The sequence below is a fragment of the Amphritea atlantica genome, from assembly GCA_024397875.1.
Taxonomy (GTDB): Bacteria; Pseudomonadota; Gammaproteobacteria; order Pseudomonadales; family Balneatricaceae; genus Amphritea; species Amphritea atlantica_B.
In genome coordinates this window covers 3,003,235-3,027,780 of sequence record CP073344.1, presented here as the reverse complement: position 1 = coordinate 3,027,780, position 24,546 = coordinate 3,003,235, and the positions used below count along the sequence as shown (strand labels likewise).

Below are 24,546 nucleotides of genomic sequence, written 5' to 3'. Positions count from 1 at the left end.
GGAGGTATGTATTGTAGGAGCGGCGTCCCGCCGCGAAGGTTTTATCGCCCCTGGAAGGGGCTCCTACGGGGGGAGGTATGTATTGTAGGAGCGGCGTCCCGCCGCGAAGGTTTTATCGCCCCTGGAAGGGGCTCCTAAGGAGTGGGATGTATTTGTAGGAACGGCGTCCCGCCGCGATGGTTTGATCGCCCCTGGAAGGGGCTCCTACGGGGTGGGATGTATTGTAGGAGCGGCGTCCCGCCGCGATGGTTTTATCGCCCCTGGAAGGGGCTCCTACGGGGTTGGGTATGTATTGTAGGAGCGGCGTCCCGCCGCGAAGGTTTTATCGCCCCTGGAAGGGGCTCCTACGGGGTGGAATGTATTGTAGGAGCGGCGTCCCGCCGCGATGGTTTTATCGCCCTTGGAAGGGGCTCCTACGGGGTTGGGTATGTATTGTAGGAGCGGCGTCCCGCCGTGATGGTTTGATCGCCCCTGGAAGGGGCTCCTACGGGGTGGGATGTATTGTCGGAGTGGTGTCCCACCGCGATGATTATATCGCCCCTGAAAGGGCCCTCACACCAATAATGTTAGGAAAAGGAATCAAAGATGAAAGGGAATTCATCTGCTCTGCGAAAAGGCCGGTTTTCTGAGCCTGGTCGGATCTATCTGGTTACGTTTGTAACCTGTCAGCGTAAACCTATCTTTACAGATCTCTATTGTGGACGAGTTGTTATACGTTCAATGGTTTTTATGGCCGATAACGTTGAGACGCTTGCGTATGTAATCATGCCTGATCATGTTCACTGGCTGGTGGAACTACGTAATGGTTCACTTGAGCATTTAATCCATTCTCTCAAATCATTTTCAGCTAAAGAGATCAATAAAAGACTGGGGCAGTCGGGGCATATCTGGCAAAAAGGTTTTCATGATCATGCTATCAGGAATGAAGAGGATTTAACGGAGATCGCGCGTTATATGGTTATGAATCCGGTTAGGGCAGGGTTAGTGAAAAGTTACAGAGAGTATTCGTTGTGGGATGCGGTTTGGGTTTAAGGGGTGTTTGATCGCCCTCTGGGTGCTCGCCGCGATGGTTTTATCGCCCCTGGAAGGGGCTCCTACGGGATGGTATGTATTGTAGGAGCGGTATTAGTATGCCCTCTGGGTGCTCGCCGCGATGGTTTGATTGCCCCTGGAAGGGGCTCCTACGGGGTGGGATGTATTGTAGGAGCGGCATCCTGCCGCGAAGGTTTTATCGCCCCGGGACGGGGCTCCTACGGGGTGGGATGTATTTGTAGGAGCGGTATTAGTATGCCCTCTGGGTGCTTGCCGCGATGGTATATCGCCCCTGGAAGGGGCTCCTACGGGATGGTATGTACGTAGGAGCGGCATCCTGCCGCGATGGTTTTATCATCCGAACGAAAAAATCTCGGGTTAACTGCGCAGCAGTGTCAGAAGCTCGTCGGTTCTGGTTTTCATCAGGGCTTCATCTCCCCGGGTTTCAACGTTTAGCCGAACCACCGGTTCGGTGTTGGATGAGCGCAGGTTGAAGCGCCATTCACCCATATCCAGGCTGATACCGTCGGTGTAGTCGATCGCTTTTGCGGCATCCTTGTAAGTGCTGAGAACTCGCTCGATAGCGGCTTTCGGGTCTTCCAGTTTGCTGTTGATCTCGCCGGGGGACGGGTATCGGGTAATCCGGTCGTCAACCAGTTGCGATAGCGTCTGTCCCTTGTTGCTGATGAGTTCAGCGACCAGCAGCCATGGCACCATTCCGCTATCGCAGTAGAAGAAGTCACGGAAGTAATGGTGAGCACTCATCTCTCCGCCGTACACGGCATCTTCTTGACGCATTCTTTCTTTGATAAAGGCATGTCCGGTTTTGCTTTGAATCGCTTTACCGCCACTGGCCTCAACGATATCCAGAGTGTTCCAGGTGAGGCGCGGGTCGTGGATAATCGCGGCCCCGGGGTTTTTTGCCAGGAAGGCTTCGGCCAGCAGTCCTACGATATAGTAGCCTTCGATAAAACGGCCATTTTCATCAAACAGGAAGCAGCGATCGAAGTCGCCATCCCAGGCGATCCCCATGTCGGCTTTATGTTCCAGCACGGCCGCGATGGTGTCGGCGCGATTCTCTTCCAGAATGGGGTTGGGGATACCATTGGGGAAGGTGCCATCGGGCTGGTGGTGAATTTTGATAAATTCGACCGGCACGGATGCCGCTTTAAACTGAGCTTCGAGGGCATCGATCACATGTCCGGCAACACCGTTACCGGCGTTTACCACCAGTTTCATCGGTTTAAGGGTTTGCAGGTCTATATAGCCTTCCAGATGTTCGATGTAGGCCGCAAGGGTATCCACTTTTTCGTAGCTGCCGTGCCTGGCTTCATCGACTGCGGCAAAATTATTTTCACGGGCCAGCTGTTCAATGTCATTCAGCCCGGTATCGCCGCTGATTGGTCGGGAGCCTTGCTTAACCAGCTTCATACCATTGTAATCTTCGGGGTTGTGACTCGCGGTCACAACGATACCGCCATCGGTGTTCAGGTGCGCGGTGGCGAAATAGATCTCTTCGGTACCACAGAGGCCGATATCCAGAACATTGACCCCGGAATCCCTGAGGCCGTTTGCCAGAGCCTGTTTCAGTGACTCGGTGGACAGGCGCATATCGCCGCCAACCACAACGGTCTCAGGTTTCAGGAACTCTGCATAGGCACGGCCGATGCGGTAGGTCAGGTCTTCATCCAGCTGAGTACCCAGCTGGCCGCGGATATCGTAGGCTTTGAAACAGGCTAGTTTGCTCATTGATGCTTCTCTGAAGGTTGTAAATTGAGGGTGTCGGGTTTTGAACTGACGGCTAAAAAAAAATGACGACCTGTCCGCCAGACTGCCCATGAAACCAAGATTAATGCGATACCCGAAAGGTTGGCATACATATCTTTTATTGAGAAATGCCGATGCGGTAGCAGCCATTCCTGTATAAATTCTGCACTACAGGCCAGTATCAATATACCCACTATAAACAGCGGAAAATATCGGCGGGAAAGCGTCCAGAGAGCGATAAGCGTCATCGCGGCAAAGCCTAAGAGGTGGCCGAATTTGTCAGACTGGTTGAATAGTTTAGGGGGCGGAGTTTCTCTGAACAGTCCGTAGAACAGCGCTGCAGCACAAAGGCTGAACAGGATAGAGCGCAGCATCATCGGCCCACACCCATATAGGTGAAGCCATATAATTCCAGCGCTTCCCGGTCGAAGATATTACGCCCGTCAATGACCAGTGGTGTCTGCATCGCTTCGAGTAGCTTGCGATAATCCGGTGACCAGTATTCCGGCCATTCGGTCACCAGCAGGAGGGCATCGGTATCTTTGATCGCATCGTAAGCGTCATCACAGAAGCTGAGCAGGGGCGCGTTTCTATAGTGCTTTTTCAGGTTTCCCAAAGCTTCCGGATCATGGACTCTGACCTGCACGCCCTGTGCAAGTAAGGCATCGATCAGCTTCAGGCTGGGCGCATTATCGACGCTGGCAGTGCCTGGCTTGAATGATGCGCCCCAGATCCCGATTGTTTTTCCGGTCAGATTGCAGCGGTAGTGTTGCCATAGCTTTTTGAACAGCAGTTCTTTTTGAATCTCATTTTCTGAGATAACGGTTTTAAGCAGAGAGTCTTTGCCCTTATTTTCAAAGATCTCAGAGAATCGAGCGATGTACTGATTGAAGTTCTGACCACCAAAGCCGCAGCCTGGTGCAAGGTAGTGACGACCAATACGGGGATCGGCCCCCATGCCTTCACGGATGGTATCAATATCCACATCCATCTGGTCGGCAAGATTGGCGAGTTCATTGATATAACCCAGCCGAATCGCCAGCATGCCGGTGATGGCAAACTTGGTAAACTCCGCTTCCCTGCTGGTCATCAGTTGCAGGTGTTCGATATTCTGAATAAAAGGGCGAATCAGCGACCGGGTCATCGTAATCGCCCAGTTGTTATCGCTGCCGATAATGACCCGTTTCGCCTGGCTGAAGCCCTCTAACGCTTTACCTTCCTGAAGGTTGTTAGGGATATATACAACAACCTGATTAGTGTCCTGATTCAGTTCGTCCTGCAGCTGATCGGTTGCACCAACGCCAAAATTACACTGGTTTACGATCAGCAGGTTATCGGGATTCGCTTTACCCAGCGAGCGAATTATTTGCCGGGCCGCATCAAACTCATTATGTTCCAGTGCCAGCCAGTGAATTTCGGCATAGGCGCCTTTGTCACGGGTTCGCTGGAGTCTGCCTGCTTTGAGTTGCAGCTCTATCTGATCAAGCAGCCCCGGCTCGTCTCTAAGGGCAGAAATATCCTCAAGTGGCTTTTCAAGCTGGCTGTCAGGGCCTTCTATCAGAACATCGTTTCCGGCTCTGGCCAGGCAAGCGGCAGCGACCCAGGCGGTCAGGCTAACGCCGTAGACTTTGATCTTCATGACTGATTCTCCCGGCGCTGCTGTTGAACATAACGTATCAGTCCCTCTGTTGAGCTGTCGGTAGCTGATGAGGTCTGTTCAGTAAACTGATCCAGCAGCGAGGTCGCCACCTGCTTGCCCAGTTCAACACCCCACTGATCAAACGGGTTGATCTCCCAGATGACTGACTGGACATATACTTTGTGCTCGTACATCGCGATGAGAGCACCAAAGCTCGCCGGGCTGAGAGTGTCGAACATGATGGTCGTGCTTGGCTGGTTACCCCGGTAGCGTTTATGTGCCGGCGCCGTGTCGGCGTCGTCGAGTACGCTATCACCCAGCGCCAGTAAGCGGGACTGCGCAAGGCAGTTGGCCAGTGCCAGTTGGTGCTGGGCCTGCAGGTCTTCGCCCTGATCCTGATAACGCAGAGCAGGTGCGATGAAATCACACATAACGGATTCGGTACCCTGATGAAGCAGCTGATAAAATGCATGTTGCGCATTCGGGCCCACCTCTCCCCACAGAATGGGGCAGGTGGCGTAGTTGAGCTTCTCTCCGTTTAAGGTGACGCTCTTGCCGTTACTCTCCATCTCGAGCTGTTCAAGATAGGCGGGAACATGTTCCAGGCGGCCATCGTAAGGCAGCACTGCATGCGCATGTATATCGAGAAAGTTAATATTCCAGATACCAATCATCGCCATCAGGACCGGAAGGTTCTCCGCTGGCGGAGCAGAGCGGAAGTGAGTATCCATCTGATGCGCACCCGCCAGCATCTGGCGGAAGTTTTTATTGCCGATTTGCAGTGCAATAGCCATGCCGATGACCGACCACATGGAATAGCGTCCACCGGTCCAGTCCCAGAAATGCAGTTGGTTTTTTTCAGGGATACCCCAGTCCGCGGCTTTCTCAGGGCTGGCAGTGATCCCGATAAAGTGATGTTGACTGATCAGTTCAAGCGGCAGTCCACTGGTGTCTACCAGCCATTCTCTGGCGGTATTGGCGTTCGCCAGCGTGTCGATAGTGGAGAATGATTTGGATGAGACAATAAACAGGGTTGATGCCGGGTCAATGTGTGTCAGCAGCCCTGCCAGGTGGCTGCCATCCATTGAGGATACAAAGTGAATATCGATATCCCGGATGTGTTCTGGGGCAAACATGCTTAAAGCCCTGCAGGTCATCAACGGTCCGAGATCAGAGCCGCCAACGCCGATATTGACGACGTTTTTAATGGGACTGCCGTCATAGCCGCGCCACTGTCCGTTGTGGATCTGGTCAACCAGGGTTTCCATTTTTTCCAGAGAGGCGTGTATCTCCTCTGATATATCGACCCCCTCAACCAGCAGTGGCTGATCTGCTGGCTGGCGCAGGGCGGTATGCAGGGCAGGGCGATTTTCTGACAGGTTAACCTTTTCACCGGAGAAGAGTGCTTCGATCCGCTGAGGCAGTTTTTGCTGTTCGGCCAGATCAATGAGTAGTTGCAGAGTGGTTGACGTAATACGCTGCTTGGAAAAATCAGTCAGGCAGTGGGCCGCCCTGAAACTGAACTTATCATAGCGCTCTGAATCCTCTGCAAACATCTCAGTGAGATGTTTCTCACGTACCTTGTTAGCATGAGCACTCAGTGCTTGCCAGGCTGGCGAATTATTAACCGTCATAATGTCAGTCCAGTTTCGTCAGGAACTGCTTAAATGCTTCAGCGGTTTCCGGGTGCTGAAGACCATAGGCAACGTTGGCCTGCAGGTAGCCCAGCTTGTTGCCGCAATCGTATGTTTTACCCGTCATACGGTAGGCTTCGACCTTTTGTTCTTTTAACAGTTCATCCAGCGCGTCGGTGAGCTGGATCTCATTACCGGCCCCCGGTTTGGTAGCAGCCAGAAGTTCCATTACCCGGGCGGGCAGAACGTAGCGGCCAACGACAGCAAGGTCGGAGGGCGCATCTTCACGCTTTGGCTTTTCTACCATAGCGCAGATAGAAACAGACTCTCCTGCATCGGGTTTCACGCCATTACAGTCGGCTACGCCATAGAGGTGCACCTGATCCTCAGGAACCGATTCGACCATGATCTGGGCAGCCTTATGCTCATCGAAAGCATGTACCATCTGCTGCAGGTCGTTTTGATCCTGTTGATAGTTGTTGACCAGAACGTCCGGCAGAATGACGACAAAGGGTTCATTATTGACAATTCGCGCGGCGCAATGCACGGCATGGCCGAGACCGCGGGCTTCCGGTTGACGCACCGATAAGATGGTAACGTCACTGGGGATTATCTTGCTGACTGAGTCCAGAATCTGGGTCTTATTTTTCAGATCCAGCTGGTGCTCCAGCTCATAGTGACTGTCAAAATGGTCTTCAATTGCGGATTTACCGCTACGGGTTACCAGAATGATCTCTTTGATTCCGGCTTTGATTGCTTCTTCGACAACATGCTGGATGACAGGCTTATCCACAACCGGCATCATCTCTTTCGGGATCGCTTTACTTGCCGGGAGAACCCGTGTTCCCAGACCCGCAACGGGGATTACTGCTTTACGTACGGTTGTCATATATGCTCCAGACCTTTATATCGTCCTGATATTGTCTTAATAAATTCTAACTTCAGCCTTTATGATAACGATCAAAAACCGCAGAGTCGTTTTCGTTCGTTGCTGGCTTTGAGGTAAATACAGGCCATCCCCAGTTTATTGATAGTTTTCAGTCTCTTTTTAAGCACCGGGGTGTTGCGCTTTAAGCCTCTCTCAATGTTTTCTATTACCGCATTCTGAGTGGCGGGAGCAAGTGCTGCCCATCCTAAAAGACCGGCTTCAGCGACACTGATGTTAACCGAGTTTTCCCAGGGGCCGAGTTTTATCGCCTTAATGAGCGCCGCTTCAAACTCGTGATCAAACTGTTGAATTGAGGCCTTCATCAGTGCCAGATTGGCCCAGCTATAGGGCCAGTTAGGGCGTTCCTGCGTCGCGTTTCGATAGCCCGCTATCGCCTTAAGGGTTGATTCACGGTAGCCTGAAGAGCTGCCTGCCTGATAGTGATGTAATGCCTGATAGTATAATAATAGCGCTTCAATGTCCCTGTATTCAGCTCTGTTTGGCTGCCACTCTATAGCGCTTCTTATATTCGCCAGCTGCGTAGCCAGTTTTTCTTCCGACGGGATTTTGTCTGTTTTTTGCCATTGTTCGAGGTGCTGTCTAGGAGAGTATGCGTAGACGTCTGCAATACCGCCCCGGGTGGCGATGACGGCAGCCGAAACAAGAATAATGAGTATTGCGAAGACAAAAGTTTTGCGGACAGCGTCAGGTTTCGGCATGGTTGGAGATTATATATTCGGGTATTGAGGTTACCAGTGCCCGGGCTGCATCTTCACCAACGATCTGAATAGCGGCCTGAACCCCTTCCGTTAGTACGGGGGGACGATGGCGGCTATTATGGGCATCCGTAGCGAGTATGGTTACCCAGTCCCGCTGAAGCAGTATTTCGGAGATCTCTCTGGCAGCGTCGCCAAAGCGTCCGGCAACGGACATCGCGGTTACCTGCAATAAGCAGCCCTGGGCAACCAGAGGGTTGAGTTTATCGATATTGTCGATGATCTCTTTGTTGCGCTCCGGATGCGCAATCATCGGCTGAATGTTCTGGCTTAACAGCCAGTTGATCAGCTTATCTGTCCCTGGGGGAATATGGCTGTGAGGCAGTTCCAGGAGTAAGACTTTCTTACCCTTCCAGCTTCCCAGAAAGGGGACTTTACCGGAGGGTATCATGCTGATCATTTCGGCAGAGATACGTAGTTCTGCGCCCATGCTCAGCGTGAGTGGGATATCGGCATCAGCGATAGCCTGTTGCAGGGTCTGCAATACCGGCTGTATGGTACTGATCTGATTTTCGTAACGCCCGGGATGGATATGGGGGGTTACGACAATATGACGAATACCGTCATCAACAGCGATCTTAGCCAGTTCCAGCGACTCAGAAAGCGTCGCTGGCCCATCATCTATTCCTGGCAGTATATGGTTATGCAGATCAATCATCAGGCTGTCTTTTCTTCTGCGGTATAGCCGTACGTATCATAGTAACCACTGTAGTCACCACCATACTTTGCGGCCTTTTTAATATCGACCTGATTAAGCACTACGCCGATAACCGGGGCTTTCACTTCATTCAGACGCTTGAGACCATTTTTAGCCAACTGGTAGTTTGTCGCATCCGCTTTGACCACGTAGATCATTGCGCCTACATGCGATGACAGCACCAGCGCATCACTGACGGCTTGTGTCGGTGCCGTGTCGATGATGATCCGGTCGTATTTTGTTTCCAGAACTGCCAGTACCTTCGCGAAACGCTCTGATGAAAGCAGCTCCAGCGGGTTAGGGGGAATAATCCCCGATGGCAGTACATCAATACCGGATTTTTCATCTTTGTGAATGGTTTCTTCCAGTCGGGCAGTGCCGGCAACCAGATTCGATAATCCCGGTGTTTTGCCAGACAGACCAAAGTTTTTGGCTATTGACGGACGGCGCATATCGGCATCAATCAGCAGTACTTTCTCCATCTGTCCAATCGAGAAGGCAAGGCTGAGGGTAAGCGATGTTTTGCCCTCACCGGGGACCGAAGAGGTGATACATAAGATTTTATGGGGGTTGTCCAGCGCAGAGAGGACGATGCCGGTACGAATGGTTCTTACTGATTCAGCAAAGGCCGACTGCTGATCGTTCAGGTAAGCGCTGTAACTGATGTTTTCCGTACCCCCTTTTTTCGCCAGTTTCGGCAGCAGGCCCAGCATCGTGGCGCCGAGTTTGTTTTCAACATCCTGAGCCGTTTTCAGCGTATTGTTCAGCGCTTCCAGCAGGAATGAGAGCATAGTTCCAAACATGATTCCGACGATGAATGTCAGCGCGATAATAAGTCCTTTCTTCGGCTTTTCCGCGCTCTGTGGCGGGTGTGCCGGATCGGAAATACGGGCGTTGGCTGATTGCAGATCGCCGGTTGCATTGGTTTCGCTCAGGCGTGTGAAGAACGTGTCATACAGCTGGCGGTTGGCATCCACCTCTTTCTCAAGCTCTTTCAAACGGTAATCTTTCCGGTTGATCGATTGCAGTTCTTGCTTGGTGTTATTAACCGCAGATTTAAGTGAACGTTCAGCGGAGAGCGCCAGCCGGTATTCATTTTCAATACCATTGACGATAGACAGGACCTGCTCGTGCAGGCTACGCTGTGCATTTTCAAGTTCAGACTGAGCGGCTTGCATCTTAGGATGCTTGGCACCGTAGCGCTTCGACAGTTCAGACCTCTTGAGCTCTACCTGAAGAACAGAGCCTTTCAGACTCTGTACTAAGGGGTGCTGAAGAACCGCAGGGATCAGCTCAAAGTTCTCGGGATGGCGCTTGTCTACTTTCTTTATCTGATTGTTCAGGCTTTCGAGCGCCATACGTTCACGTCGTGCATCAACAAGCTTGCTGGCCACCAGGTCCAGTTCGCTGTTAGCGATATCAAACCCGCCGTCATTACCAACAATCTGTTCCTTTTCCCGGTATTCCTGTAAATTTTGTTCAGATTGTTTAAGTTTATCTCTGAGACCACTCAGTCTTTCCATCAGCCATTCGGAGGCTTTATAGGTCAGTTGCAGGCGTGCTTCCAGGTTGTTTTCAATATAAGCGTCGCCTATGGCGTTGGCTATCCGGGCCGACAGCAGCGAATCGTAAGAATCGTAGCTGATTTTGACCAGCTGTGTTTTACGGATGGGTGAGATTGTCAGGTTCGCAAGAAACTGATCGGTGACCTCTTGAAGTCTGATACGGGCCTGTTCCTCTTCGGAAAGCTCTGCTTCAACGCCCAGCGGTAGCAGGTTCTTAGCTGAAGTGATCGTTGCAGCGATAAAACCGGGCTTCTGGTTGAATTCAGGGTTATCTATCAGGTTTAGTTTCTCAATAACCCGTTCCGCCAGTTGCCTGGATTTGAGAATTTCAAACTGTGTCAGGTAGTATTCACTGTTGCCTGCATCGAGGCCGTAGACCTCTTCAATCGATACCACATTGGCATTTTTTGACTCAATCAGCAGCGTCGCTTCAGCGCGATAGACCGGTTTCATCGAGAAGACGACCAATGTCGCCAGCATCGTTATGACGATGGCGAATCCGAATATTCCCCACTTGTGCCGGTTAATGGTGTTCCAGTATTGGCGCAGATCGATTACATCGTCGCTCATCAGGCGGGTCATGCTTTCCTGGGATCTATTCGTATCCATACTTTCTGGCTTGTCTCTGTAATATGTATGCGGAACGGTTTAGCTTTGCTTATTAGTTGTGCTGAGTGACAGCAGCAATTTAGAAGAAGCTCTGTTCGATAGTAATAATATCGCCGGGTTTGATCTGGGTGTTGAGCTGAACCAGGCGTGGGTCGGTGGTTTCACCATCATGGGAGACAAATAGCTTGCTCTTGGAGGCGCGTTCAGTAAATCCGCCGGCCAGTGCAACCGCTTTCTGTAGTGTCAGCCCTGGCTGGAACGGGTAGCCACCGGGCTCCTGAACTTCGCCATTGATAAAGAACTGCCGATATTCCGCGACTGTGATGCTGACATGTGGGTCAAGCAGATAACCATCGGCCAGGCCCTGTTCAATCATTTTGCTAAGGTTGCCTATAGTCATATTCAGCACTCTGAGCTCGCCTAAAAAAGGATAAGCAATGGTGCCTGCGTCGCTGAGGCGGATCTCCATGCTCAGGTCTTCTTCGCCGAATACCTGGATGCTGAGGAGATCTCCGGAACCAAGACGGTAGTCGGAAAGTGTGGTCGACTCAGCCGAAACGACTGAGCAGAAGAGAAGCAGAGTAGCCATAAAGGCTACCCTGATAGTATTAAAACCGAATAACATAGATATATCTCGATTGTAACAGTTTAGAGCGATGCGTTAACTGTCAGCATAACCAGGTTTTTGCTGTAATCGGTATTGGCCAGGTTTGAATCGATATCACTGTATTTGTAATTCAGACCAAAGGTCAGCCAGCGTCGCATATCGTAATTCACACCCATATTAACCGATGTAGTGTCATCTTCCCGTCCATCAGCAGCACCTTCATAGGCTTCGTTGGTATATCCGAGACCCAGGTCAGTGTTAACAATGTCGCTCCAGGCGTGATTCCAGTTGACGTTATAGCTCTTGGTATCAATGAAGTTTCCGTTGCCGGTACTTTCAGCAGCGCTTCGGCTGGTGCTGATGTCGACGACGGAATAGGTGCGTGGCGCCCAGCGAACTGATGCTTCCCAGCTGCCGCTGGTGAAATCCTTACGGCTGGCTGAATCGAAATCTTTTTCGCTCACACCGACTTTAACGGTACCCGTTGTTTTTGCAGTGCCTTCCCAGGTCGCACCGACAAAATACTTGCGGGTTTCGCTGTCAAGAGAGTTGGCCGGATCAACATCGTAGTCTATATCTTTGTTGCGGACTTCAAACAGCAGAGATGTTTTCGGCATCACCTGGTAGTAGAAAACTGCACCCAGAGTCACTTCTGTGTCGTCCCGGCCTTCGGTTATTGAGCGGAAGTTCTGGTATTCGCGGTCAAGGTGCTCACCGTAAACCTGAATCCGGCCGGTTGCCTCCGGAGCACCATAGATGTAGCTGAAACCTACGGTTTGTGTGTCATATTCCAGAGGGGCATCAATGCTGTTTGCGATACCGCCGGTTCCGCTAAGTCCGGTGCCGCGTGCTTCATGACCTTTGTTGTAGGCTGCGTTCAGATCCATCACGCTGCGCTGACTGAATTCAAGATGTACGTCAGCGGACAAGTTATGATCTGTGTAGTTATCCGTCGAATGATCCTGGTTGATACCTTCGCTGAGCTGGTAGGTTAAGCGGTATGCGTTCAGTCCATCTTCGGCGATCAGTTGAACTGAGGGAGACAGAACAGTAATGGTGTCGTCTTCTTCGTTAGCAGAGGTGCTGAAAAAGTTATCGTCATAACCCACCTGAGCACTGATCATTGGGACAATTTTAACCGGACCTGCGTCAATGGCTGCAGGTTCGATAGCGGCTACAGCTGGCAGCGAGAAGATAAACGCAGTAGGGGTAATTAAACGTGCTAAAGTCCGGTATTTCATCGGCATATGTCCTTATGTGTCACTTTAAAATGTAATATTTTGTTCATTGTCCGCGTTATGAAAAGCATCAAATGAACCATAGAGTTTCAATATCGGCTAATAGTACCATGCACTTTTTTATAGCGGTACTCACTGATGCCTCTAAGTGGGTATGTTTTATGCTGCTATTGCTTGAAAGCTAACATTTTCTGTGTTCCCGGGTGTTGTCTTTCTATAATTGTCTTGTAAAGAGGCTTGGACACCCGGTCATATTTTATTTATCGTTTTATTTTCATGTTCTGTTTATATGGCATGACCCCTTCTTATGAGGATTTTATGAGTCATACAAAAACAAATGTACCGTTTCAGCCGTTACAGATCGCTGTGTTGACTGTTTCTGATACCCGTACTCCGGAAAATGATACCTCGGGTGATGCGCTGGTGGACGGATTAACTGAAGCTGGACACCGGCTGGCTGAGAGAGTGATCTGCAAAGATGATGTGTATCAGCTACGTGCGGTCGTCTCTGGATGGATCGCCGATGCCTCGGTTCAGGCTATTCTGGTGACCGGGGGAACCGGCTTTACCCTGCGGGATACAACCCCGGAAGCATTGATGCCGCTGTTTGATAAAGCCATCGAGGGTTATGGGGAGCTGTTTCGCCAACTTTCCTATGAGGAGATCGGCACTTCGACGGTTCAGTCCCGGGCGTTTGCCGGTGTTGCGAACCGAACCGTTATTTTCTGTATGCCGGGCTCGACCGGCGCCTGTAAGACCGCCTGGAACGGTATTATCCGGGAGCAACTTGATGCGCGTCACCGGCCCTGTAATTTTGTTGAGATGGTGATGACAGCGAGACCTGTCGATACTGCTTGTGGGCCGCGCGGATGAGTAGTCAACATAGCGATTGTGATGCACCTGCACCTCAGCTGATGCCGGTTGGTGAAGCGCTGGAAAGGCTGCTGGCGGAAGTGACGTTGCCGGTTGCGACTGAAGAGGTGAGTATCAGTGATGCTCTGGGGCGGGTGCTGGCTGAAGACCAGTTGTCAACTGTTGATGTGCCGCCCGCAGATAACAGTGCCATGGATGGTTATGCATTAAAAATTGCAGACCTTGCCGCAGGTGGACGTCTTAACGTATCGCAACGCATTCCTGCCGGAACAGCGCCCCTGCCGCTGAAATCCGGGTCTGCCGCGCGTATCTTTACCGGCTCTGAAATTCCATTGGGTGCTGATGCCGTTGTGATGCAGGAGAATGCCACGGCGGGTGAGAGTGATGGTCAGCAATGGGTTGAAGTGACTGAAGTGCCGTCCGTCGGTAACAATATTCGTCGTCAGGGGCAGGATATCCGTACCGGACAGGTTGTTATTCCGGCCGGTATGCGGCTTCAGGCGCACCATGTCGGCGTTCTTGCATCGGTAGGTGTTTCCCAAGTCAGAGTTTACCGGCGTTTAAAGGTTGCAGTGCTGGCGACCGGTGATGAGCTGGTGATGCCGGGGAATCCGCTTGAACCGGGCCAGATATATAACTCTAATCTGTATACTATCCGGGGATTATTACAGGGGCTGGGGTGTGAAGTTGTCGATTCGGCGGTTGTTGAAGATACTCTGGAGGGGACTAAAGCCGCTCTGAGGCAAGCGTCTGAGCAGGCAGACTGTATTATCACCAGTGGTGGTGTCTCTGTGGGTGAAGAGGATCATGTTAAAGCGGCTGTTGAGGCTCAGGGGGAACTGAGACTATGGAAACTGGCGATTAAACCAGGTAAGCCGATGGCCTTTGGTTATGTCAACGGTAAGCCATTGCTTGGATTGCCGGGTAATCCTGCGGCGGTATTGGTGACATTTAATATACTGGCGCGTCCTTTTCTGCTTCGCTCAATGGGGGCTGGCAATGTGGCAGCCAACGGTTTTTCCGTGGAGGTCGGCTTTAGCCGGCCTAAAGCGATTAGTCGCCAGGAATACCTCAGGGTTCAGCTGCAAGATGGGCGAGCGGTGCTCGGCGCCAGCCAAAGTTCGGGCGTGTTGAGTTCATCAGTAATGGCTGCGGGTTATCTTGTGGTGCCGCCGAACCAGGTGGTTGAAGAGGGTGGCCGGCTGATGTTCATTCCGTTTAGTGAAGTGATGAATTAAGTGCGGCAGATGGCTGCTGCAAGAGCAGGCTATTAAATGAGTGAGTTGTTGTAATGGTAAATGTGCTTTTTTTTGCTTCCCTGCGCGAGGCGCTGGGTGTTGGTCAGGTAAGTTATCAGTTAGATTGTTCTGTCAGTGCTGCCGGGTTGGTGGAGCAGCTGCAGGCGCAGGGTGTTGAGTGGCAAAAGGCGTTAAGCGGGCAGCTGCTCTGTTCTGTTAACCAGGATATTGTGCCATTGGATACTGTTATTTCAGACGGTGATGAAGTGGCGTTCTTTCCTCCTGTGACCGGCGGTTAATGCGCTTGGATGTTATTATCCTGGCAGGTGGCGAGGGGCGCCGCATGGGTGGTTGTGATAAAGGCCTGGTGCCATTTAAGTCGCAGCCGATGGTGGCTTTTGCAGTTGAGCTGGTCCGGCCTTTTGTCGAGCAGGTTGTGATTAGTTGTAACCGGCATCTGCCGGAGTATGCGGTTCTTGGTGATCAGGTTGTGGAGGATTCGCTGGAGGGATTTCAGGGTCCTCTGGCCGGGATTATGGCGGGGCTCAGGGTGTGTCGGTCTGATCAGGTGTTAGTGTTGCCCTGTGATACGCCGTTGCTTGAACCCTCTCTTATTGAGCGATTGCTGGATGCTGCCGGTCGCGCGCCTCAAAGTATTACCGTGTTATCAGAAGATGATAAGTTGCATCCGCTGCATGCAGTGATGCCCCGGCTGCTTGCTGATGACCTGGAACAATGGCTGAAAGGAGGGCAGCGTGCAGTGCAACGCTGGATGCGCATCCATCCGATGCAGTTGGTCGATATTTCCGATCTGTCTGAGCAGTTATGCAATCTTAATACTTTTCAGGAACTCCAGTCTCTGGAAGCGTTAAAGTCTGAGAGCTAGGTGCAAGATTGTTTCTGAGGGCTGTGTATCAGGGCTCGGCATAAGGTCTGTGATTAAAGACTCTGCATAAAAACTCTGTATAATCGCCGACTTTGATTTCTCAAGGGTTGTGTTTGATGGACCAGTTGGCGAGTGTAGTGGGTGCCTTCCTATTGGTGTTTCTGGCCGAGTTCGGTGATAAGAGTCAGTTGGTCTGTATGACCCTGGCTACCCGTTACCGCATTTTTCCTGTGCTGATGGGGGCGGTTGTTGCGTTTGCGGTTTTGAATCTGCTGGCTGTTCTGGTTGGCGCGGTTGCGGCAACCTGGTTGCCACGGCCTGTGGTTTTGGGTGTGGTTGCGGTTCTATTTCTCTGGTTCGGTATTCAGTCCTTCAGAACAGAGGAGGATGAGGCTGATGACAATGTTTCGCTCTCAGTGAAGAGTGTCTTTGTATCGGCGCTGTTGATGCTGTTTTTTGCAGAGCTGGGGGACAAGACTCAGTTGGCTGTAGTGGGGTTAGCGAGCACCGAGCCAGGGCTGCTCGTCTGGATTGGTTCGACGCTGGCGCTGGTGTCAACTTCGGCGCTGGGTGTTTTGGCCGGCAGGGCGTTAATGCGTTATGTTTCGGTAATCTGGTTGCATCGGGCATCAGGGGTGCTGTTTATTACTTTTGCGCTGTATGCTTTTTATGCCGGAACGGAAGCTGTATTGTTGATGGTTTGATGACGCAGGCCTGACTGCTCAGGGGATGAGATGTTAATTGGATTCCTGGTTTTACTGCTGTTTCAGTTTGTCGGAGAACTGGTTGTTACTATTGCGGGGATGCCGGTGCCGGGGCCTGTGGTCGGCATGGTGCTTCTGCTGGTCGCCCTGGTTTTAAATGGCAGTGTTCCGGATTATCTGCGTATCCCCAGTGAGGCTTTGTTGAAGCATCTGGCCCTGCTGTTTGTGCCCGCAGGCGTGGGGCTGATGACTCATTTCGGGTTGCTTAAACAGGATTGGCTGGCAATTCTGATTGCTCTGATTGTCAGTACCGCCCTGACCATTGTAGTGACCGCGCTGATTCTCAATCCGTCTGCAAAGAAGCTGCATAAGCTGACTGAAGATGCGTCGGCAGGGGATGATCGCTGATGGAGTTCTGGACCTTCTTTGCTGCCAAGCCTCTGATGTGGCTGATTATTACTATCAGCACTTTTATAGCGACCTCCTGGTTTAACCGACGCCTTGGTGGCACTCCGTTATTGCATCCGGTGCTGGTATCGCTGTCTCTGATTATTGTTTTTCTGTTATTGACCGGAACCTCATATGAGACCTATTTTGAGGGGGCGCAGTTTATCCACTTTCTGCTGGGGCCTGCGACGGTGGCGCTTGCTGTGCCGTTATTTGATCATTTTGAGCGGGTGAAACGGTTGCTTCTGCCGCTGCTGCTGGCGTGTCTGGCGGGTGCTGTGACTGCGGCGGCCTCTGCTCTGCTGGTTGCTCAGGCGCTTGATGCCTCGCTGGGTACGTTGTTGTCTATCGCCCCCAAGTCGGTCACCTCGGCGATCGCTATCGGTGTGGCGGAAAAGTTGGGGGGGTATCCTTCATTGGCGTCAGGTTTAGTGCTGATTACCGGTGCGCTGGGTTGTATGCTGGCACCGCCGATCTATCGCATTCTTAATGTTACTGATGAGGCGGTAAAGGGGTTTACTCTGGGTGTCTCTGCGCATGGTATGGGGACTGCTTTTGCCTTCGAATATGGATTGATGGCCGGTGCGTTTGGTGGGCTGGCGATGGGTATGACCGGTGCATTCACTGCATTTATGCTGCCATTGCTGGTGCCGTTGCTGGGGATAGGGTAAAAACCGGATCAGAGGTTCAATTGCTTCGTGTGTCCGAATGCAGCTTGCGGCTGCTTGTCCGCTTATTCGCATCCCGGGCTTCGAAAAGGACTTACCGCAGAGGATGCAGAGGTCTGTTTTGTGTAGGAGCCCCGTCCCGGGGCGATAAAATCATCGCGGCGGGACGCCACTCCTACAACACATTACACCTTGTAGGAGCTGCTTCCAGCAGCGATAAAGCCATTAGCAGTCGGCGGAATAATTCATCGCTGTGGCTCTAATGGGAATATCAGCGCGCAGCCCCAAATTAAATCTCTTCCCTCTGTTTCTCTGTTGAAAATAATAAATCGCCCTTACAAAGGGCTCCTGCATAGGCGCAATGATCTGTCTTGTGTAGGAGCCCCGTCCCGGGGCGATAAAACCCTTCGCGGCAAGCACCCAGAGGGCATGCTAATGCCGCTCCTACAAATACATCCCTCCCCGTAGGAGCCCCCTTTCAGGGACGATATAATCATCGCGGCGGGACGCCACTCCTACAACGCATTACACCTTGTAGGAGCTGCTTCCAGCAGCGATAAACCATCAACAGGCGGAGAAATAATTCATCCCCGTGGCTCTGATGGGTATATCAGCGCGCAGCCTCAAATTAAATCTCTTCCCTCTGTTTCTCTGTTGAAAATAATCAATCGCCCTTAAAAAGGGCTCCTGTTTAGGCGCAATGATCTGTTTTGTGTAGGAACCCCGTCCCGGGGCGATAAAACTTTTCGCGGCAAGCACCCAGAGGGCATACTTATGTCGCTCCTACAATACATGCCCGGCCCCGTAGGAGCCCCTTCCAGGGGCGATAAAATCATCGCGGCGGGACGCCACTCCTACAACACATTACACCTTGTAGGAGCTGCTTCCAGCAGCGATAAGCCATCAGCAGTCGGCGGAATAATTCATCGCCGTGGCTCTGATGGGTATATCGGCGCGTAGTCTTAAATTAAATCTCTTGCCTCCGTATCCTCTGTGGTGAAAATTGCTTTATGCTCTTCCTGACCTCGGGCAAGTGCAGCGCCCGGACAACGGACTTAGGCTCTCATCCCTTTGTTGCGTTGCAAAATCCGGGGGCTGAGAGTAAAGTGCCCAACCTTCTTTTATCTCTTTATTCTCTGAACTAGTTTGAATGGTACGGTTTCGGCATGACTCCTATTGATCGTTATAAAAAAGATCTTGAACGCGACGACTTTTCCTATGATGCAGCACAGGAGGAGGCGGTTAAGCATCTGCAGCGCCTTTATGACGATCTGGTTGCCAGGCAGAATCAGCCAAAGCCCCGGGGGTTGATGGGGCGGTTGTCGACTAAGTTAAAAAAATCGCAGACTGAGCCGGTTCAGGGGCTGTATTTCTGGGGTGGTGTCGGTCGGGGTAAAACCTATCTGATGGACACCTTCTTCGATAGCCTGCCGTTTGAGAATAAAGAGCGAACCCACTTTCACCGCTTTATGCAGCGGGTCCATAAAGAACTGAAATTGCTGGATGGTACACCTAATCCACTGGTCGCTATTGGTAAGAAGTATGCCAGCGAGTTTCAGATTATCTGCTTTGATGAATTCTTTGTGACCGATATTACGGATGCAATGATTCTCGGTGGCCTGTTAGAAGAGCTGTTTAAAAACGGTGTATCGCTGGTCGCGACGTCAAATATTGTCCCTGACGGTTTGTATGAGAATGGTTTGCAGCGTGCCCGTTTTTTACCTGCGATAGATATGCTCAATAAGTTTACCAACGTTGTTAATGTGGATAGTGGTGTTGATTACCGCTTGCGGACTCTGGAGCAGGCTGAGTTGTATCACTATCCCCTGGATGGAACCGCGGATGTCAGTCTGAATAACAGTTTTGAAAGTCTTGCACCCGATCTTGAAGAGGTGGTTGACGGTGGTGTACTGGATATTAATGGTCGCAATATCAACGTGCGTCGCTGTTGTGAGGATGTGGTCTGGTTTGACTTTGCCGAGCTGTGTGAAGGCCCCCGCAGTCAGAATGACTATATCGAGCTGGGTAAGATTTTTCATGCGGTGCTGATCAGTAATGTGCCTCAGCTGGGGCGGAGCAATGATGATGCGGCTCGTCGTTTCGTAAACCTGGTGGATGAGTTTTATGATAGTGGGGTGAAGCTGATTCTTTCTGCTGAAAAATCTATCCATGAGATCTATAGCGAAGGGCGGCTGGAATTTGAAATACAGCGTACCCAGAGTCGTCTGTTAGAAATGCAGTCCCACGAATATCTGGCGAAAGAGCATCGGGCTTAAGAGCAGTTGTCAGACGCGGCTTCGCCGCTTGCTAGTGGTTAGACGTCGCTGCGCGACTAGCTAGAAAAGAAAGTCACCTGTGAAGGCTTGTTTTGTGGGTCGTTGAAGGCCGCGGTTGTGTTTGGGCTTTTCAGTTAAGTGAGACGGGATGATCTGTAGCGCGCTGGTGTTGCTCCCAAGTGAAGTTACAGGTTTTTGTTTTTTCTTTTTCTAGCAAGCAAAGCGGAGCTTTGCGTCTGGCAAGCGACGAAGTCGCGTTCTGGTCGCTAGCGACTGAATTTATTATTGGCATATTTTTTAACTTGCAGTATAATCCGCGCTCCTTCGGATAGGTCCGGGGATTTTTGACGTTGTAAACACTGTTTGCAACCAATAATTATAAGGTCGTCGAGCATTGCTAATCGATTGAATTGGCAGTAATCAGACTGATGTATAGGTAAATTTATCATGACTACATTTAGCGCAAAGCCTGCAGAGGTTAAACGCGACTGGTATGTTATCGACGCTGAGGGTAAAACTCTGGGTCGTATGGCTACTGAAATCGCTCGTCGTCTGCGTGGCAAGCATAAAGCAGAATTCACTCCTCACGTTGACACTGGCGATTACATCATCGTTATCAACGCTGAGAAAGTAAACGTAACCGGTAATAAGCGTAAGGACAAAATGTACTATCGCCACACTGGTTACCCGGGTGGTCTGCGTGAAACTTCTTTCGAGAAGATGGTTGAAACTCATCCAACACGCACCATCGAACTGGCCGTTAAAGGTATGCTACCTAAAGGTCCCCTGGGTCGTGCTATGTACACTAAGATGAAAGTGTACGCTGGTGCAGAACATCCGCATGCGGCTCAACAGCCACAAGAACTGAACGTCTAAGGGGCAGGTCAATATGTCTACAACTCAGTATTACGGCACAGGCCGTCGTAAATCCTCTACTGCACGTGTATTCCTGCGTCCGGGTACAGGTAAAATCACTGTTAACCAGCGTGAGCTTGATGTTTACTTCGGTCGCGAAACTGCTCGCATGATCGTTCGTCAGCCTCTGGATCTGACTGGTAACACAGAAAAATTTGATGTTTACATTACCGTTAAAGGCGGTGGTGGTTTCGGTCAGGCTGGTGCGATCCGTCACGGTATCACTCGCGCCCTGATGGAATATGATGAGACTCTGCGTCCTGAACTGCGTGCTGCTGGTTTCGTTACCCGTGATGCTCGTGAAGTTGAGCGTAAGAAAGTGGGTCTGCGTAAAGCGCGTAAGAAGCCACAGTTCTCCAAGCGTTAATTCGCTGCGATACAGCTTCTGTATCGCCTCAGAAAACGCCCGGATCAGAAATGGTCCGGGCGTTTTTTTTTGTTTAATTTGTGCTGTTGCGTGAGCATGTCGGAAGTGGGTCGACTATAGGCGTAAAAAGGCCGTTTTGGCCTGAATTGGCCTTGTAAGAAGGGGGGAATTTCATTACTATTTGTGCCATTTTAAAAATCCGTTAATTCGGTATTCATTACTGAGCAACCGGAAAATTGCTGCGCTGCAATAGTGCAGGGGTTTGAGGGTTGAGTGAGGGGAGATAATCTTAATGAGTAATGACGGCGTGAATAAGGGGCGGCGACGTCTCCTGATCGGTGCCACCTCTGCTGTTGGGGCAGTGGGTGCCGTAGGAGCTGCAGTTCCGTTCGTGGCTTCATGGAATCCGAGTGCGAAGGCGAAAACCGCTGGTGCTCCGGTTAAAGCTGATATCAGCAAGCTGGAAGTCGGTCAGCAGATGATCGTCAAATGGCGCGGCAAGCCTGTATGGATTGTGCGTCGTGGGCCTGAAGCGCTGGCGAATCTGGCAAAGCTGGATGGTAGTCTGGCTGACCCTAAGTCTGAGGCACCTCAGCAGCCTGTGTATATACCTCACACTGCTGCACGGTCACTGCGTGAAGATATCGCGGTAATGGTTGGTATCTGTACCCATCTGGGTTGTTCTCCGACCTACCGGCCTGAACTTGCCCCTGAAGATCTGGGTGAGGAGTGGGTTGGTGGTTTCTACTGCCCATGTCACGGTTCCCGTTTTGACCTGTCTGGTCGAGTATTGAAGGGTGTTCCGGCACCTACTAACCTGGTGATTCCGCCTCATTTTTATGAGAGCGATAATGTGATCATCGTTGGTGTGGATCAGGAGACTGCATAATGGCTGGCGCACGTAATAAAGGAAATCCGGGCTTCATAGGCTGGATCGATGATCGTTTCCCTCTGACAGCGATGTGGGATGATCACTTAGCAAAATACTACGCTCCGAAGAACTTTAACTTCTGGTATTTCTTCGGTTCACTGGCGTTGCTGGTGCTGGTTAACCAGCTACTGACCGGTATCTGGTTGACTATGAGCTATAACCCGACTGCAGAGGGTGCGTTCGCTTCTGTTGAATACATCATGCGTGATGTGGATTATGGCTGGCTGCTACGTTATATGCACTCTACCGGCGCGTCTGCCTTCTTTGCCGTTGTTTACCTGCACATGTTCCGTGGTCTGCTGTACGGTTCTTACCGTAAGCCCCGTGAACTGGTGTGGATCTTCGGTATGACGATCTACCTGGCGCTGATGGCTGAAGCGTTCATGGGCTACCTGCTGCCATGGGGGCAGATGTCTTACTGGGGTGCTCAGGTAATCGTATCTCTGTTCTCTGCTGTGCCGGTGATTGGTCCCGATCTGGCTGAGTGGATTCGTGGTGATTACCTGATCTCTGGTATTACCCTGAACCGTTTCTTCTCACTGCACGTTGTTGCGTTGCCAATCGTCCTGCTGGGGCTGGTTGTTATGCACATTATTGCGCTGCACGAAGTGGGTTCAAATAACCCGGACGGCGTTGAAATTAAAGAGAAAAAGGATGAGAACGGTATTCCGCTGGACGGTATTCCATTCCACCCTTACTACACCGTTAAAGATATTGTTGGTGTTGTGGTATTCCTGTTCGTATTCTGCCTGATCATCTTCTTCTTCCCGGAGATGGGTGGCTACTTTATTGAGCAGCCTAACTTTGAACCTGCTAACCCGCTGAAGACGCCGCCGCATATCGCGCCGGTATGGTACTTCACACCGTTCTACGCCATGCTGCGTGCGATTCCGCCTATTGCGGCCTCTCAGTTCCCTGGTGTGGTGGTGATGGGTGGTGCGATTGCTATCCTGTTTGTGCTGCCATGGCTGGATCGCAGCCCGGTTAAATCCATGCGTTATAAAGGCTGGATGAGCAAAGTGTGGCTGGTTATCTTTGCAATCAGCTTCGTTATTCTGGGTTACCTGGGGGTTGTTGCATCTTCTCCTGGCCGTACTCTGGTGGCGCAGATCTGTACTGCACTGTATTTCGCATACTTCTTCCTGATGCCGTTCTACACCAGAATGGAAAGCACTAAACCGGTACCGGAAAGGGTGACAGGCTAATGAAAAAGTTTTTTATCGCAATTATGTTAGTGCTGGCACCAGTGGCTGCTAGTGCGAGTACGGGTGGGGCTCCGCTGGATTCTATGTCTCCGGACCATGCCAATAAGGAATCACTACAGCGTGGTATGAAAACCTTTGTAAACTATTGCATGGGTTGCCACTCTGCTAACTATCAGCGTTATGAGCGTGCTGCAACCGATCTGGGTATTCCTAATGAGCTGGTTGAAGAGAACCTGATCTTTGGTGATTCCAAAGTGGGTGAGCAGATGACTATTGCTATGCCTCAGACGGATGCAGCCGCATGGTTTGGTACGCCGCCGCCTGATCTGACGCTGGAAACACGTCTTCGTGGTGAGAGCTGGGTGTATACTTACCTGCGTAGCTTCTACAAAGATCCTGCCCGTCCATGGGGTGTGAATAACGTTGTATTCCCGGATGTTGGTATGCCAAACGTTCTGGAAGGGCTTCAGGGTCTTCAGGTTAATCACTGTACTAAAGAGGAGATGGCTCATCATGAGAAGACTATCGATCCTCTGACAGGACTGCAGATGGGTGGTTGTCTGAGCGTTGCTGAGAAAGGTTCCCTTTCTGTTGAAGAGTTCGACAAAACGATCTATGACCTGGTGAACTTCATGTCTTATATGGGTAATCCTGTTAAGCTGGAGTCTCAGGCAATTGGTTATAAAGTACTGATCTTCCTGTTCATCTTCTTCTTCTTTGCTTACGCCCTGAAGAAAGAGTACTGGAAAGACGTTCACTAAACGTCTGCTGGTCAGTAATGCCGATACGCGGTCCAATTTAGTTGGTCCGCGTATGTTTTTTTTATGGAACATGTGAAACGGGGTGATTTAATGGGTGTAGTGGCCAAGCGTTCTTCTATGACTTTTTACTCCGATGGTAATGATCATTACAGCCATCGGGTACGTATCGTTCTGGCAGAAAAAGGTGTTGCAGTTGAGATAAATGATTGTGATCCGAATAATTTGCCTGAGGATCTGGCTTCACTGAATCCGTACAACAGCTTGCCGACCCTTCTGGATCGTGAGTTGGTATTGTATGAGCCAAATGTGATGATGGAGTATCTGGATGAGCGTTTTCCTCATCCGCCGCTGCTGCCTGTCTATCCTGTTGCACGTGCTGAAAGTCGCCTGTATATGTACCGTATTCAGCGTGACTGGTGTTCTCTGGCGGATGTTATTCTGACCTCTGAAGATGCTGACGAGGCAGATGAAGCCCGCAAAGCGTTGCGTGACAGTCTGGTGGCAGTTTCACCGATTTTTGGTGAAAAAGATTTTTTCATGAGCGAAGAGTTTACGCTGGTGGATTGCTGTATCGCTCCGCTGCTGTGGCGTCTGGAGATCCTGGGTGTTGAATTGCCAGAGGCTCAGTGTAAAGATCTGATCAAGTATATGACTCGCCTGTTTGAGCGTGAGGCATTTCAGATCAGTCTGTCCGAAGAAGAGCGTGAAATGCGGGACTGATAGTCTGTCGCTAATAATAAATAAAGGATGGGTTGTTACTCATCCTTTTTTTTGGAGTGTGTA

Annotated in this window: 25 protein-coding genes; 15 read left to right on the top strand and 10 right to left on the bottom strand. The window is 51.0% G+C overall.

The window, feature by feature from the left end:
* The first annotated feature begins 585 nt into the window (after nt 1-585).
* Nucleotides 586-1,032 carry a transposase gene (locus KDX31_13970; protein UTW02453.1) on the top strand — a complete coding sequence of 149 codons (447 nt, stop codon included), beginning with the start codon at nt 586-588 and terminating at the stop codon, nt 1,030-1,032.
* Between the two features lie 378 nt (nt 1,033-1,410).
* Here KDX31_13970 and KDX31_13965 read toward each other — a convergent pair whose 3' ends face one another.
* The 10 genes from KDX31_13965 to KDX31_13920 form a co-directional block, all read right to left on the bottom strand.
* Nucleotides 1,411-2,781 carry a phosphomannomutase CpsG gene (locus KDX31_13965; GenBank protein ID UTW02452.1) on the bottom strand — a complete coding sequence of 457 codons (1,371 nt, stop codon included), beginning with the start codon at nt 2,779-2,781 and terminating at the stop codon, nt 1,411-1,413.
* Complete coding sequence (locus KDX31_13960; GenBank protein UTW02451.1) at nt 2,778-3,176, bottom strand: hypothetical protein; 399 nt, start codon at nt 3,174-3,176, stop codon at nt 2,778-2,780. Before KDX31_13960 ends, KDX31_13965 begins: the two co-directional genes overlap by 4 nt.
* Entirely contained in the window at nt 3,173-4,438 is a 1,266-nt protein-coding gene (locus KDX31_13955; GenBank protein UTW02450.1) for a UDP-glucose/GDP-mannose dehydrogenase family protein, read from the bottom strand. The genes KDX31_13960 and KDX31_13955 overlap by 4 nt, the downstream gene beginning before the upstream one ends.
* Nucleotides 4,435-6,072, bottom strand: coding sequence for a glucose-6-phosphate isomerase (pgi, locus tag KDX31_13950; GenBank protein UTW02449.1), 1,638 nt, complete (start codon nt 6,070-6,072; stop codon nt 4,435-4,437). The genes KDX31_13955 and pgi overlap by 4 nt, the downstream gene beginning before the upstream one ends.
* A 4-nt stretch (nt 6,073-6,076) precedes the next feature.
* Nucleotides 6,077-6,961: a UTP--glucose-1-phosphate uridylyltransferase GalU gene (galU, locus tag KDX31_13945; protein ID UTW02448.1), complete on the bottom strand. Its 885-nt coding sequence runs from the start codon at nt 6,959-6,961 to the stop codon at nt 6,077-6,079.
* 71 nt (nt 6,962-7,032) lie between these two features.
* On the bottom strand, nt 7,033-7,719 hold the full coding sequence (locus KDX31_13940) for a hypothetical protein (GenBank protein UTW02447.1): 687 nt from the start codon (nt 7,717-7,719) through the stop codon (nt 7,033-7,035).
* Nucleotides 7,706-8,434: a capsular biosynthesis protein gene (locus KDX31_13935; GenBank protein ID UTW02446.1), complete on the bottom strand. Its 729-nt coding sequence runs from the start codon at nt 8,432-8,434 to the stop codon at nt 7,706-7,708. The genes KDX31_13940 and KDX31_13935 overlap by 14 nt, the downstream gene beginning before the upstream one ends.
* Entirely contained in the window at nt 8,434-10,647 is a 2,214-nt protein-coding gene (locus KDX31_13930; GenBank protein UTW02445.1) for a polysaccharide biosynthesis tyrosine autokinase, read from the bottom strand. Before KDX31_13930 ends, KDX31_13935 begins: the two co-directional genes overlap by 1 nt.
* Before the next feature lie 79 nt (nt 10,648-10,726).
* A complete protein-coding gene (locus KDX31_13925) occupies nt 10,727-11,236 on the bottom strand; it encodes a polysaccharide export protein (GenBank protein UTW02444.1) in 510 nt (169 codons plus the stop codon).
* Nucleotides 11,237-11,295: 59 nt separating this feature from the next.
* Nucleotides 11,296-12,495, bottom strand: coding sequence for an outer membrane beta-barrel protein (locus tag KDX31_13920; GenBank protein UTW02443.1), 1,200 nt, complete (start codon nt 12,493-12,495; stop codon nt 11,296-11,298).
* A gap of 315 nt (nt 12,496-12,810) precedes the next feature.
* On the opposite strand from KDX31_13920, the gene moaB reads away from it, so the two are divergent.
* The 14 genes from moaB to sspA all read left to right on the top strand — a co-directional run bounded on the left by moaB (nt 12,811) and on the right by sspA (nt 24,483).
* The gene (gene moaB, locus KDX31_13915; protein UTW02442.1) at nt 12,811-13,365 is read left to right on the top strand and encodes a molybdenum cofactor biosynthesis protein B; all 555 of its coding nucleotides are present in this window, start codon (nt 12,811-12,813) and stop codon (nt 13,363-13,365) included.
* Nucleotides 13,362-14,603, top strand: coding sequence for a molybdopterin molybdotransferase MoeA (locus KDX31_13910; GenBank protein ID UTW02441.1), 1,242 nt, complete (start codon nt 13,362-13,364; stop codon nt 14,601-14,603). The genes moaB and KDX31_13910 overlap by 4 nt, the downstream gene beginning before the upstream one ends.
* A gap of 53 nt (nt 14,604-14,656) precedes the next feature.
* Complete coding sequence (locus KDX31_13905) at nt 14,657-14,902, top strand: MoaD/ThiS family protein (protein UTW02440.1); 246 nt, start codon at nt 14,657-14,659, stop codon at nt 14,900-14,902.
* 5 nt (nt 14,903-14,907) lie between these two features.
* The gene (gene mobA, locus KDX31_13900; protein ID UTW02439.1) at nt 14,908-15,489 is read left to right on the top strand and encodes a molybdenum cofactor guanylyltransferase; all 582 of its coding nucleotides are present in this window, start codon (nt 14,908-14,910) and stop codon (nt 15,487-15,489) included.
* A gap of 116 nt (nt 15,490-15,605) precedes the next feature.
* Nucleotides 15,606-16,193 (top strand): TMEM165/GDT1 family protein, encoded by a 588-nt coding sequence (locus KDX31_13895; protein ID UTW02438.1) that lies wholly within the window; start codon nt 15,606-15,608, stop codon nt 16,191-16,193.
* A gap of 30 nt (nt 16,194-16,223) precedes the next feature.
* Nucleotides 16,224-16,601 carry a CidA/LrgA family protein gene (locus KDX31_13890; GenBank protein ID UTW02437.1) on the top strand — a complete coding sequence of 126 codons (378 nt, stop codon included), beginning with the start codon at nt 16,224-16,226 and terminating at the stop codon, nt 16,599-16,601.
* Complete coding sequence (locus KDX31_13885; GenBank protein ID UTW02436.1) at nt 16,601-17,311, top strand: LrgB family protein; 711 nt, start codon at nt 16,601-16,603, stop codon at nt 17,309-17,311. Before KDX31_13890 ends, KDX31_13885 begins: the two co-directional genes overlap by 1 nt.
* 1,163 nt (nt 17,312-18,474) lie before the next feature.
* On the top strand, nt 18,475-19,584 hold the full coding sequence (locus KDX31_13880) for an AFG1 family ATPase (GenBank protein UTW02435.1): 1,110 nt from the start codon (nt 18,475-18,477) through the stop codon (nt 19,582-19,584).
* A 447-nt stretch (nt 19,585-20,031) separates the two neighbouring features.
* The gene (gene rplM / locus KDX31_13875) at nt 20,032-20,460 is read left to right on the top strand and encodes a 50S ribosomal protein L13 (GenBank protein UTW02434.1); all 429 of its coding nucleotides are present in this window, start codon (nt 20,032-20,034) and stop codon (nt 20,458-20,460) included.
* 13 nt (nt 20,461-20,473) lie between these two features.
* Nucleotides 20,474-20,866 carry a 30S ribosomal protein S9 gene (gene rpsI, locus KDX31_13870; protein ID UTW02433.1) on the top strand — a complete coding sequence of 131 codons (393 nt, stop codon included), beginning with the start codon at nt 20,474-20,476 and terminating at the stop codon, nt 20,864-20,866.
* 292 nt (nt 20,867-21,158) lie between these two features.
* Nucleotides 21,159-21,755, top strand: coding sequence for a ubiquinol-cytochrome c reductase iron-sulfur subunit (gene petA, locus KDX31_13865; protein UTW02432.1), 597 nt, complete (start codon nt 21,159-21,161; stop codon nt 21,753-21,755).
* Nucleotides 21,755-23,002 (top strand): cytochrome bc complex cytochrome b subunit, encoded by a 1,248-nt coding sequence (locus KDX31_13860; GenBank protein ID UTW02431.1) that lies wholly within the window; start codon nt 21,755-21,757, stop codon nt 23,000-23,002. Before petA ends, KDX31_13860 begins: the two co-directional genes overlap by 1 nt.
* A complete protein-coding gene (locus KDX31_13855) occupies nt 23,002-23,763 on the top strand; it encodes a cytochrome c1 (protein UTW02430.1) in 762 nt (253 codons plus the stop codon). Before KDX31_13860 ends, KDX31_13855 begins: the two co-directional genes overlap by 1 nt.
* Nucleotides 23,764-23,853: 90 nt before the next feature.
* Nucleotides 23,854-24,483 carry a stringent starvation protein A gene (gene sspA, locus KDX31_13850; GenBank protein UTW02429.1) on the top strand — a complete coding sequence of 210 codons (630 nt, stop codon included), beginning with the start codon at nt 23,854-23,856 and terminating at the stop codon, nt 24,481-24,483.
* Nucleotides 24,484-24,546 lie beyond the last annotated feature (63 nt).

Coding starts and splice junctions, on each gene's coding strand:
- KDX31_13920 (UTW02443.1), bottom strand. CDS start 12,495: ATGAAATACCGGACTTTAGCACGTTTAATTACCCCTACTGCGTTTATC.
- KDX31_13880 (UTW02435.1), top strand. CDS start 18,475: ATGACTCCTATTGATCGTTATAAAAAAGATCTTGAACGCGACGACTTT.
- KDX31_13855 (UTW02430.1), top strand. CDS start 23,002: ATGAAAAAGTTTTTTATCGCAATTATGTTAGTGCTGGCACCAGTGGCT.
- KDX31_13960 (UTW02451.1), bottom strand. CDS start 3,176: ATGATGCTGCGCTCTATCCTGTTCAGCCTTTGTGCTGCAGCGCTGTTC.
- petA (UTW02432.1), top strand. CDS start 21,159: ATGAGTAATGACGGCGTGAATAAGGGGCGGCGACGTCTCCTGATCGGT.
- pgi (UTW02449.1), bottom strand. CDS start 6,072: ATGACGGTTAATAATTCGCCAGCCTGGCAAGCACTGAGTGCTCATGCT.
- KDX31_13885 (UTW02436.1), top strand. CDS start 16,601: ATGGAGTTCTGGACCTTCTTTGCTGCCAAGCCTCTGATGTGGCTGATT.
- galU (UTW02448.1), bottom strand. CDS start 6,961: ATGACAACCGTACGTAAAGCAGTAATCCCCGTTGCGGGTCTGGGAACA.
- KDX31_13905 (UTW02440.1), top strand. CDS start 14,657: ATGGTAAATGTGCTTTTTTTTGCTTCCCTGCGCGAGGCGCTGGGTGTT.
- KDX31_13925 (UTW02444.1), bottom strand. CDS start 11,236: ATGGCTACTCTGCTTCTCTTCTGCTCAGTCGTTTCGGCTGAGTCGACC.
- KDX31_13970 (UTW02453.1), top strand. CDS start 586: ATGAAAGGGAATTCATCTGCTCTGCGAAAAGGCCGGTTTTCTGAGCCT.
- KDX31_13930 (UTW02445.1), bottom strand. CDS start 10,647: ATGGATACGAATAGATCCCAGGAAAGCATGACCCGCCTGATGAGCGAC.
- rplM (UTW02434.1), top strand. CDS start 20,032: ATGACTACATTTAGCGCAAAGCCTGCAGAGGTTAAACGCGACTGGTAT.
- KDX31_13940 (UTW02447.1), bottom strand. CDS start 7,719: ATGCCGAAACCTGACGCTGTCCGCAAAACTTTTGTCTTCGCAATACTC.
- KDX31_13895 (UTW02438.1), top strand. CDS start 15,606: ATGGACCAGTTGGCGAGTGTAGTGGGTGCCTTCCTATTGGTGTTTCTG.
- sspA (UTW02429.1), top strand. CDS start 23,854: ATGGGTGTAGTGGCCAAGCGTTCTTCTATGACTTTTTACTCCGATGGT.
- KDX31_13890 (UTW02437.1), top strand. CDS start 16,224: ATGTTAATTGGATTCCTGGTTTTACTGCTGTTTCAGTTTGTCGGAGAA.
- KDX31_13910 (UTW02441.1), top strand. CDS start 13,362: ATGAGTAGTCAACATAGCGATTGTGATGCACCTGCACCTCAGCTGATG.
- KDX31_13860 (UTW02431.1), top strand. CDS start 21,755: ATGGCTGGCGCACGTAATAAAGGAAATCCGGGCTTCATAGGCTGGATC.
- KDX31_13955 (UTW02450.1), bottom strand. CDS start 4,438: ATGAAGATCAAAGTCTACGGCGTTAGCCTGACCGCCTGGGTCGCTGCC.
- KDX31_13935 (UTW02446.1), bottom strand. CDS start 8,434: ATGATTGATCTGCATAACCATATACTGCCAGGAATAGATGATGGGCCA.
- KDX31_13965 (UTW02452.1), bottom strand. CDS start 2,781: ATGAGCAAACTAGCCTGTTTCAAAGCCTACGATATCCGCGGCCAGCTG.
- rpsI (UTW02433.1), top strand. CDS start 20,474: ATGTCTACAACTCAGTATTACGGCACAGGCCGTCGTAAATCCTCTACT.
- moaB (UTW02442.1), top strand. CDS start 12,811: ATGAGTCATACAAAAACAAATGTACCGTTTCAGCCGTTACAGATCGCT.